This window comes from Stenotrophomonas maltophilia, from assembly GCF_013464915.1.
Classification (GTDB): domain Bacteria; phylum Pseudomonadota; class Gammaproteobacteria; order Xanthomonadales; family Xanthomonadaceae; genus Stenotrophomonas; species Stenotrophomonas maltophilia_AT.
Genome location: NZ_RAVT01000080.1, coordinates 1 through 10,010 on the forward strand (window position 1 = coordinate 1; position 10,010 = coordinate 10,010).

9 protein-coding genes are annotated in these 10,010 nt (G+C 67.7%); 4 read left to right on the plus strand and 5 right to left on the minus strand.

All coding sequences use genetic code 11. From position 1 onward, the window contains the following. Positions 1-136 precede the first annotated feature (136 nt). On the minus strand, positions 137-2,113 hold the full coding sequence (locus tag D7T59_RS20810) for a UvrD-helicase domain-containing protein (RefSeq protein WP_180853526.1): 1,977 nt from the start codon (positions 2,111-2,113) through the stop codon (positions 137-139). A 99-nt stretch (positions 2,114-2,212) separates the two neighbouring features. Here D7T59_RS20810 and D7T59_RS20815 point away from each other — a divergent pair, with 99 nt between their 5' ends. From D7T59_RS20815 to D7T59_RS20825, 3 genes are read left to right on the plus strand one after another with little or no spacing between them, the layout of a single operon-like run. Beyond that, the gene (locus D7T59_RS20815) at positions 2,213-2,941 is read left to right on the plus strand and encodes an SEL1-like repeat protein (protein WP_164139265.1); all 729 of its coding nucleotides are present in this window, start codon (positions 2,213-2,215) and stop codon (positions 2,939-2,941) included. A gap of 39 nt (positions 2,942-2,980) precedes the next feature. Next, the gene (locus D7T59_RS20820) at positions 2,981-3,709 is read left to right on the plus strand and encodes a sel1 repeat family protein (protein ID WP_164139264.1); all 729 of its coding nucleotides are present in this window, start codon (positions 2,981-2,983) and stop codon (positions 3,707-3,709) included. A 9-nt stretch (positions 3,710-3,718) separates the two neighbouring features. Then, positions 3,719-4,339: a thymidine kinase gene (locus tag D7T59_RS20825; RefSeq protein WP_005407490.1), complete on the plus strand. Its 621-nt coding sequence runs from the start codon at positions 3,719-3,721 to the stop codon at positions 4,337-4,339. A gap of 528 nt (positions 4,340-4,867) precedes the next feature. On the opposite strand, the gene D7T59_RS20830 is transcribed toward D7T59_RS20825, so the two are convergent. From D7T59_RS20830 to D7T59_RS20845, 4 genes are all read right to left on the minus strand, one after another. Beyond that, positions 4,868-6,472, minus strand: a complete 1,605-nt coding sequence (locus D7T59_RS20830; protein WP_180853520.1) for an OpgD/OpgG family glucan biosynthesis protein — start codon at positions 6,470-6,472, stop codon at positions 4,868-4,870. 105 nt (positions 6,473-6,577) lie between these two features. Then, positions 6,578-7,390 (minus strand): bifunctional DNA-formamidopyrimidine glycosylase/DNA-(apurinic or apyrimidinic site) lyase, encoded by an 813-nt coding sequence (mutM, locus tag D7T59_RS20835; RefSeq protein ID WP_005421105.1) that lies wholly within the window; start codon positions 7,388-7,390, stop codon positions 6,578-6,580. 62 nt (positions 7,391-7,452) lie between these two features. Beyond that, the gene (locus D7T59_RS20840; protein WP_164139259.1) at positions 7,453-7,785 is read right to left on the minus strand and encodes an EF-hand domain-containing protein; all 333 of its coding nucleotides are present in this window, start codon (positions 7,783-7,785) and stop codon (positions 7,453-7,455) included. Beyond that, positions 7,782-8,984 carry a DesA family fatty acid desaturase gene (locus D7T59_RS20845; protein WP_180853521.1) on the minus strand — a complete coding sequence of 401 codons (1,203 nt, stop codon included), beginning with the start codon at positions 8,982-8,984 and terminating at the stop codon, positions 7,782-7,784. Before D7T59_RS20845 ends, D7T59_RS20840 begins: the two co-directional genes overlap by 4 nt. Positions 8,985-9,135: 151 nt before the next feature. Here D7T59_RS20845 and D7T59_RS20850 point away from each other — a divergent pair, with 151 nt between their 5' ends. Then, positions 9,136-9,957, plus strand: a complete 822-nt coding sequence (locus tag D7T59_RS20850) for an ABC transporter ATP-binding protein (protein ID WP_180853522.1) — start codon at positions 9,136-9,138, stop codon at positions 9,955-9,957. Positions 9,958-10,010: the final 53 nt, after the last annotated feature.

Here is a 10,010-nt window from a genome sequence, read left to right on the forward strand (position 1 = left end):
GCACCGCCCCCATATGGGGATCGGCTGCCAGCCACCTATTTCCAGAATCCCGCTGAACAACGTACTGGGTTTACACAACTAACAGTCGACCCTACCTGCTTCAGTCGCCGCCGCGAGGGGCTGTGCCGTTCGCCGGTCAGTCGAACAACGCCTCGATCGCCGCCAGCCCCGCGCTGGCGCGCTCCTTCTTGCGCGCCGCATCGGCCACCGGGTCAGCACCATCGCGCTGGATCTCCTCGGCCGGAATCTCCTCGAAGAACCGGCTCGGTTTCAGCCGCACGTGCTCGCCGAACTTGCGGGTCAGCTTGCTGTAGCTCATCCACAGCTGGATCTTGGCGCGGGTGATGCCCACGTACAGCAGGCGCCGCTCTTCCTGCAGGTTGCCCTCGTCCAGGCTGACCTGGTGCGGCAACACGCCGTCCTCGCAGCCAACGATGAACACGTAGGGGAATTCCAGGCCCTTGGAGGCGTGCATGGTCATCATGCGCACCTGGTTGCCGCCCTCGTCCTTGTCGCTGCGCGAGAGCAGCGCCAGCTGGCCGGCCAGGTCGGCCGCGGTGGCGCCGCGTGGGCCGCCCTCGAACCACTGCGCCAGTTCCTCGATGTTGTTGGCGCGGCGCTGGTAGCTGGCCTCTTCCTTGGCCTGCTGGCGAAGTTCGCTGAGCAGGCCCGACTCCTTGGCGACCTTGCGGATCATGTCGCCGGAGGTGACCTGCCGGGTCTGTGCACGCAGGTCGCGCAGGATATCGGTGAAACGCGCCAGGCTGTTGGCCGCGCGCGGCGGCAACTGCTGCAGGGCGCCGATCGCCTCGGCGGCCTGCGCCATCGGCATGTCCTTTTCCTGCGCCAGCTCGGCCAGCTTGGCCAGCGTGCCGGCACCGACATCGCGCTTGGGCGACTGCACCGCGCGCATGAACGCGGTGTCGTCATCCGGGTTCACCAGCAGCCGCAGCCAGGCCAGCGTGTCCTTCACTTCCTGGCGTTCCAGGAACATGGTGCCGCCGGTCAGGTGGTAGGGGATGCGCAGCAGCTGCATCGCCTTCTCCAGCGGCCGTGACTGGAAGTTGCCGCGGAACAGGATGCAGAAGTCACTCCACGGCACGTTGCGCGACTGGGCCACGAAGGCGATCTCGGCCGCAACCTTTTCCGCTTCGTGTTCGCTGTTGCGGCATTCCCACACGCGGATACGCTCGCCGTCGGCCTGGTCGCTCCACAGCTTCTTCAGGTGCTCGTGCGGGTTGTTGGCGATCAGCGCGTTGGCCGCACGCAGCACGCGGTTGGAGCAGCGGTAATTCTGCTCCAGCTTGATGATTTCCAGCGTGGGATAGTCGCGCCCCATCTGCTGCAGGTTTTCCGGATTGGCGCCTCGCCAGGCGTAGATCGACTGGTCGTCGTCGCCCACGCAGGTGAAGTTGCCCTTCTCGCCGGCCAGCTGCTTGAGCAGGCGGTACTGCGCGTCGTTGGTGTCCTGGCATTCGTCCACCAGCAGGTAGCCGATGCGCTCGCGCCAGGCCAGCGCGATCTCCGGATTCTCTTCCAGGATCTGCACCGGCAAACGGATCAGGTCATCGAAATCGACCGCATTGAACGCGGTCAGGCGCAGCTGGTAGCGCTCGTAGACGCTGGCCGCTTCCTTCTCGCGGTTGCTGCGCGCGGCAGCCATCGCCTGCTCGGGCGACAGGCCGGCGTTCTTGGCGCGTGACACCAGGTTCTTCATGTCCTCGATGTCATCGGGCTTGGCGCCGTACATCAGGTCCTTGATCTGCGCGGCGGCATCGTCGGCATCGAAGATCGAGAAGCCACGCTTCAGGCCCACGGCGGCATGCTCGATCTGCAGGAACTTCAGGCCCAGCGCATGGAAGGTGCAGATCGTCACCTCGTCCGCATCCTGCTCGCGCAGGCGCTTGGCCACACGCTCGCGCATTTCCTTGGCCGACTTGTTGGTGAAGGTGATCGCGGCAATGCGGCGGGCCGGGTAGCGGCCGCTGCCGATCAGATGGGCGATCTTTTCCACGATCACGCGCGTCTTGCCGCTGCCCGCGCCGGCGAGCACCAGCAACGGACCTTCGATGTGCAGGACGGCGGCGGCTTGGGGGGGATTGAGACCGTGCATGGGAATGGGATTGTAGCGGGGCCGCAGCGGACGGACCTGACTTGCATGCACACCGTTCCTAAGCTATTGATTCGCCACCGGAGCACTGGAGCCAGGTGCATGCGTCCGACCGTCTCTGCCGCCCTGCTGGGCACCCTGCTGTTGCTGCTGGCGCCGTTGGCCGCCCGCAGCGCGGACTGCGCGCCCGATCCTGGCGCATCGTTGCGGTCGGCACTGATGACTCCGGGCTTCCTGCAGGCGCATCCTGACCTGCACTGGCGCGAGCTGGGCCTGCAGTCGTGGCGGCAGGGCCGGCCCGATCATGCGCTGGTGCGCTTCAAGCGGGCGGCCGCGCACGCCGACAAGCTGTCGCAGTCGCTGGTCGCGCGCATGTACCAGGAGGGCACGGGTACCGGCCCTGATCCTGTGCTGGCCTACATCTGGATGGACCTGGCCGCCGAACGCGGCTACCGCGACCTGCTGCTGGAGCGCGAGCGCTACTGGAACCGCCTGGATGCCGCGCAGCGGCAACGGGTGCTCAGCGAAGGGCCGGCGCTGTATGCGGCCTACGGCGATGCCGCGGCCAAGCCGCGCATGGAGGCTGCCATGCGCGTGGACCGCAGCCGCATGACCGGCAGCCGTACCGGCTGGGTCAGCTCGATGCTGCAGGTGGAACTGTCCGACGGCCCGGAAGCCGGCTGGCCGACCCGTGGCGATGACTACTATCGCGATGGCTACTGGGACCCTGCGGCGTACTGGTGCATGCAGGACCGCATCTGGGAACAGGAATTCCGCGGCCGCAGCGTCGAGGTCGGCCCACTCAGCCCCGTGGAAGGCGCGGGGCGCTGACGTTCGTATTTCCATGGTCATTGCCAGGAGGGCGATCATATGAAAGCGAAGCACGCTCCACTCTGCCTGCTGCTGGGCCTGTCGATGGCCGCTGCCGTGGCCGCCAGCGAGTGCCCGGTGGAGGCCCCGCGGGAGATCCCGCCAACCGTCCTGACCGGAGGCTTCTTCGATGCCCATCCGGACCTGTTCTGGCGCAGCATGGCCCAGCAGGCCGAACGGGACAGACAGCCTGCCCGGGCGCTCGACTACTACAAGCGTTCGGCGCGCTACGCCGACAAGTTTTCCCAGGCCATGGTGGCGCGGCTGTACCAGGAGGGCCTCGGCACCCGGGCCGATCCGGTGATGGCCTACATCTGGATGGACCTGGCCGCCGAACGCATGTATCACGACTTCCTGGTGCTGCGGGAGCACTATTGGGCACGCCTGGACGCACTGCAGCAGGCACAGGCGATCGAGCGCGGCCAGCAGGTCTATGCCGACTACGGCGACCGCGTGGCCAAGCCTCGCATGGAGCGCGCGCTCAGGGACGGTCGCCAGCAGATCACCGGCAGCCGCCTCGGGTACGTGAGCTCCGGCCTGATCGTCGTCCCCCGCCGCGGCAATGAACAGGGCATCGCGACCCCGGGCAGCATCGTCTACGACAACGACTACTGGCGAGCCGCCGACTACTGGTGCCTGCAGGACAACTACTGGCGCCCCGCGCGGACCCCCAGCGTCGAGATAGGACGGCCGGACACGGTCCGCGACGACAAGGCGGTGGGCGACTAGAATTGGCCGATGGCCAAGCTCTATTTCTACTATTCGGCGATGAACGCCGGCAAGACCACCACCCTGCTGCAGAGCGCGCACAACTACCGCGAGCGCGGCATGCGGGTGGCGATCCTGACCCCGCGCCTGGATGATCGTGCCGGCGCCGGCGTGGTGGCCTCGCGGATCGGCCTGCGTGCCGACGGCATGGCCTTCGACCGTGACACCGACCTGCAGCATTGGGTCGAACAGGACCTGGCCGCCAACGGCCCGATGGGCTGCGTGCTGGTGGATGAAGCGCAGTTCCTCACCCGCGCCCAGGTCTGGCAACTCAGCGAGGTGGTCGACCAGCTGCGCATTCCGGTGCTGTGCTACGGCCTGCGCACCGATTTCCGCGGCGAGCTGTTCGAGGGCAGCCAGTACCTGCTGGCCTGGGCCGACGAGATGCAGGAGATCAAGACCATCTGCCACAGCGGCAAGAAGGCGACGATGACGGTGCGCGTGGACGAACATGGCCACGCGGTGAAGGATGGCCCGCAGGTGGAGATTGGTGGCAACGACCGCTACGTGTCGGTCAGCCGCGCCGAGTTCAAGAAGATCACCCGCGGTGAAGGACGGATCGACCCGGCGCAGGCGCCCCTGCCGCTGTAAAGGGTGTTCTTTTGCAGGGCTTGCAGCCCTGCACCTGCTCAACGCAACGGCAACGGCCAAAGCCAAAGCGGCATTCCGTGGGATGGCGGGGCGGTGTGGGTGGGCAGGACACGCCGTAAACCCGTCCATGGGGGCTCGATGGCGCCATCCATGGCGCCAACGGTCCTGCCCACCCACACCGCCCCACCTTCGACAGGTCCCCACGGCTGTTGGTAGGTGTCGACCTTGGTCGACACATCTGTCAGATATCSAAATAGATCTGGGGTCAGATCCGTTTTMCTTCGGAAAACGGATCTGACCCCTTCGGCATGCCCAACACATCGCGGGAAACTGTCGAAGGCGGGGTGGGTCCGGTGGCGGGAGTGTCCGCGGCATGGATGCCGCGGCCAAGCCCCCAGGGATGGGTTTACGGCGTCTCCCGCCACCGGACCCACCCCGCCATCCCACGGAATGCCCGCTTTTGACGTTGCTGTTGCTTCAGCTGTTGCCTCTGCGGGTGCAGGGCGCAGCCCTGCCGATAAACCCCTCTCAGTACAGCGTGCGCTCCGGCGCACCCGCCGGCGGCGGGGTGTACTGGTACAGCCAGGTCTCGGTGAGGGTCTTGCCACCGCTGCGCAGGAACAGGCGGATATCGATCTGCTCGGTGCTGCCCTCCGGCGGCACCAGGTCGAACATCGCACGGTAACCGTTGATCTCGCGCAGCGGGCGCGCCGACACGATCTCGACCCGGCCGCGGCTGGTTTCCACCACCGCCTCGACCTCGGCCTTGTCGATCAGCCTGGCCAGCTCGCCGCCTTCGAAGTCCACCGCGAAGCGCCAGCTGAAGTACTCGCGCTTCTTGCCGACCACGCCACCCAGGCCGGTACGGCTGGCCACGCAGTGCGCCAGCGGCGGGCGCGCCGGCGGTTCGGCGCCCCAGTACAGGCGGTAGCCGACCAGCAGCTCCTGGCCCGGCTGCGGCTTTTCCTTCGGGTTCCAGAAGGCGACGATGTTGTCGAAAGTCTCGTCCACGGTGGGGATCTCCACCAGCTGCACCGAGCCCTCGCCCCACTCGCCCTTCGGCTCCACCCACAGGCAGGGGCGCTTCTCGTAGAACACGCCGTCGTCCTGGTAATGGTCGAAGTTGCGGTCACGCTGCAACAGGCCGAAGCCGCGCGGGTTGCGGTCCACGAACATGTTGAAGCGCAGGTTGCGCGGGTTCAGCAGCGGCCGCCAGATCCACTCACCAGCGCCGGTCCACAGCGAAAGGCCATCGGTATCGTGGATCTCCGGGCGCCAGTCCCAGCCCATGCGGCGGTCGTTCTCGCCCACCTGGTACATGCTGGTGCACGGTGCGATGCCCAGGCGCTCGATCGCCTTGCGCGGGTACAGCGCGCTGTCGATGTCCATCAGCAGCACATCGCCATTGGTGATCGCGAAGCGGTAGGCGCCGGCCACGCTGGGCGAATCCAGCAGGCCATACACGACGATCGTTTCCGAATCGGCCGACGGCTGTTCCAGGTAATAGGCGATGAAGTCCGGGAATTCTTCCGGCCTGCCCATGCCGGTGTCGATCGCCAGGCCACGCGCGGACTGGCCGTACTGGCCTTCCTTGCCGACGGCGCGGAAGTAGCTGGCGCCAAGGAACGCGGCGAAGTCGCGGTCGGTGTCCTTGCGGGTGTTCAGGCGGAACCCGGCGAAGCCCAGATCGGCCGGCAGCTCGCCGTCCTTGATGCCGCTCTTGCCATAGTTGAACGCCGCGCCGTCATAGGCCAGCTCCTGCGCCTTGCCGTCGACCACGTCGAACATGCGCACCGGCGAATGGAAGTACAGGCCCAGGTGGAAGAACTTGGCCTGGAACCTGCCCGGCTGGTCAGCCCACAGGGCATGGTCCTGGCGGTAGCCGATCGACTGGTACTGGTCCCAGTCCAACCCTTCCAGGCGGCCCGGCAGCACCCGCTTGTGGCTCTTGTAGGGCGCCTGCGCCAGCGCCCGCGCCTGCCCCTTCAGGGTGGCGAAGTCGAACGGCTGCGGCTGGCCCAGGCGGCGCAGGCCCATCTGGCCACTCTTGCTGGCCGCGCACGCGGGCAGGGACGGCAGGCCGAATGCAGCCAGGGCGAGGGAGGCATTACGGATGAAGTCGCGTCGTTGCATGCAGGCGCGTCAGGCACAGAAGGAAGGTCGGCCATCATAGGCAGACAAACGTTAACGGGCAGCGGAGACGTGCCCTGCCCGTTCAGCTGCCGCTGGCCGCCCGGCTCAGCGCTGGCAGTGGCTGCACCAGACGCTGGCGCGCTGGCCGATGGTGGCGTGCTTCAGCGCGCGGCCGCAGTTCGGGCAGGGCAGGCCATCGCGGCCGTACACCAGCAGTTCCTGCTCGAAGTAGCCCGGCGCGCCATCGGGGCTGATGAAGTCACGCAGGGTGGTGCCACCCCGGGTGATGGCGTAGCCGAGGATCTCCTTCACCGCGTCAGCCAGCCGCTGGTAGCGCTCGCGCGAGATCTTCCCGGCCTCGCGCAGCGGACTGATGCCAGCCTTGAACAGGCTCTCGGCAGCGTAGATGTTGCCCACGCCCACCACCACCGCCTGGTCCATCAGGAAGGTCTTCACCGGCGCGCTGCGGCCACGGCTGCGGGCGAACAGGTAGTCGCCGTCGAAGGCATCGTCCAGCGGCTCCGGGCCCAGCCCCTGCAGCAGCGGATGGATCTCGCCGGCCGGCTGCCACAGCAGGCTGCCGAAGCGGCGCGGGTCGTTGAAGCGCAACAGGCGGCCGTTGTCCAGGCTGATGTCGACGTGGTCGTGCGCGCGCAGCGGGGTGTCGCCGGGCAGCACGCGCAGGCTGCCGGACATGCCCAGGTGCAGCACCGCACTGCCGATGGCGGTGTCCAGCAGCAGGTACTTGGCGCGGCGGCGGATGTCCTCGATGCGCTGCCCCGGCAGCAGCTCGGCTACTTCCGGCGGAATCGGCCAGCGCAGATCGGCCCGGCGCAGGATCACGCCATGCACGCGGCGGCCCTGCAGGTGCGGCGCCAGGCCGCGGCGGGTGGTTTCGACTTCGGGCAGTTCAGGCATGGGGTGATTCTACGCCCGCACCACACGCGATCCATCGCCGGGACCGGTAGCGCCAGGCGTGCTCAGCGCGGCGGCGCGGCCAGCTCCCGCGCATCCAGGTAGCCGTCGCCGTTGGCATCCTGGGTGTGGAAGCGCTGCGCGATCACCTGCCGCTGCTGCTCGCGGCTGATCGCCCTGCCCTTGCCACCGGGCAGTTCCCCGGCGCTCAGCACGCCATCGCCATTGCGGTCCATGCGGTCGAAGGCATACAGCATCCACTGCACGTACTCGGCCTCGCTCACCCGCCCGTCGCCGTCGCTGTCCATCCGCTTCAGATAGCTGGTGGTGTCGGTGACCTGGGCCAGCGCCGCGCCCGGAAGCGTGACCGCGAGCAGCAACGCGGCCGCTGCCCTCACGCGCCCACCAGGCTGTAGCCCTTCAACCGCGCGGCGTAGGCCTGCAACGCCGCGATGCCGCTTTCCTCCGCCTCGCGGCACCAGGCCTGCAGCTGGTGCAGGCGCTCGGCCGCATCGTGGCCGCGCGCTTCCAGCAACGCGGCCAATCGTCCGCGATACTCGACCAGGGTACGGATGCGCGGCCGCTGTGCGACCCATTCGCTGAGCTGGGCGCGGCTGTCCGGCTTCAACCAGCGCCCATCATTGACCAGGCCGCGGCGCAACCGGCGTGGCAGCAGGCGACGCAGTTTGGCCCCGGCCTGTGCCGCTTCCTCGCGCAGGGCAGGCATGAACACATTGCGCTGGTAGTCGGTCATCGCCTGGAAGCGGTGCGAGAGCAGCGCCTTCAGTGTTTCGGCATCCGGCACGGCGATGTTGGGTCGCACGTCCATGGCCGGTGCAACGCGCAGCACCTTGGCCAGGCGCAGCGCCTGCAGCAGGCGGATCGCACTCCAGCCGATGTCGAACTCCCAGCGCCGCATCGCGAAGCGCGCCGAACTGGGGAAGGCATGATGGTTGTTGTGCAGCTCCTCGCCACCGATCCAGACTCCCCACGGCGTGAGGTTGGTCGAGGTATCGGCCGATTCGTAGTTGCGGTAACCCCACCAGTGGCCCAGGCCATTGACCACACCGGCTGCCCAGAACGGGATCCATGCCATCTGGATTGCCCACAGGGCCACGCCGGGTAAACCGAACAACACGGTATTGATCGCGAACAGCAGCACCGGGCCGAGCGTGGCGTGCGGGGTATACAGGTGGCGCTCGATCGCATCATCCGGAGTGCCACGCCCGTACTGCTCGATGTCCGCGCGCATGCCGCGCGCTTCGCGGTACAGCTCCACGCCATGCCAGAACACCTTCCCGATACCGCGGGTGACCGGGCTGTGCGGATCGTCCTCGGTCTCCACCTTGGCGTGGTGCTTGCGATGGATGGCCACCCACTCGCGGGTGATCATCGAGGTGGTCAGCCACAGCCAGAACCGGAACACGTGGGCCAGCGCCGGGTGGAAGTCGACCCCGCGATGGGCCTGGCTGCGATGCAGGTACAGGGTCACAGAGAAGATGGTGATCTGGGTGAAGACCAGCAGCACCGCCAGCATGGCCCACCAGCCCAGGCCCAGCACACCACCGGTCAACAGGGACATCAGGGCATCGGGCATGGCGGCTCTCCGTATCGACGCGGGGATGGCAGACATCATGGGCGCTTGCGTTGCAAACTGCATCCCTGCGGCGGTGATTGCCACCGTCATCCGTGGCACCGTTCACAGTTGGGGACCTGCGTTGTCGAGCCTTGATCCACGCGCCAGCACCATGACCGCCGCCCCGCCCGTCGCGGAGCTGCCCCCCTTGATCGAACTGGACCGCGCCACCGTGGTGCGCGGCCAGGTGAAGGTGCTGCACGGGCTCAGCCTGCGCATCGCGCAGGGCCAGCACACTGCCCTGCTCGGACCCAACGGCTGCGGCAAGTCGACCTTCATCAAGCTGATCACCCGCGAGCTGTACCCGCTGGCCCAGGGCGACGGCTCGGTGGCGATGAAGGTGCTGGGCCAGAACCGCTGGCAGGTGGACAGGCTGCGTTCGCAGCTGGGCATCGTCACCGGCGATCTCAGCAGCAACCTGGCCGACATGCCGGGGCTGACCGTGGAACAGGCGGTGCTGTCCGGCTTCTTCGCCAGCTACGTGGTACCAGCCTTCCGCGAGGTGACCGACGACATGCGTGCACGCGTCGGTGAGACACTGGCGATGACCGGCGCCCTGTCCCTGCGCGAACGCGCCTATGCCGAGCTGTCGGCCGGCGAGACCCGCCGGGTGCTGATCGCCCGCGCGCTGGTCAACCGGCCGCAGGCGCTGCTGCTGGACGAACCCTCCACCGGTCTGGACCTGGTCGCCCGCGAACAGCTGGTGACGACCATGCGGGTGCTCGCCCAGCAGGGCATCACCCTGGTGCTGGTGACCCACCACATCGAAGAGATCATTCCCGAGATCGAACGCGTGGTGCTGCTGCGCGATGGCCGTGTACTGGCTGATGGCACCCGCGCCGAACTGCTGCGCAACGAGCCGCTGTCTGCGGTGTTCGGTGGCGCCATCACCGTGTGCGAGCAGGAAGGCCGGCTGACCGCGTACGCGGGGTAACGCGTCGGACCCGCGGGACGGTGGGACGGDGGGACGGDGGGACGGDGGGACGG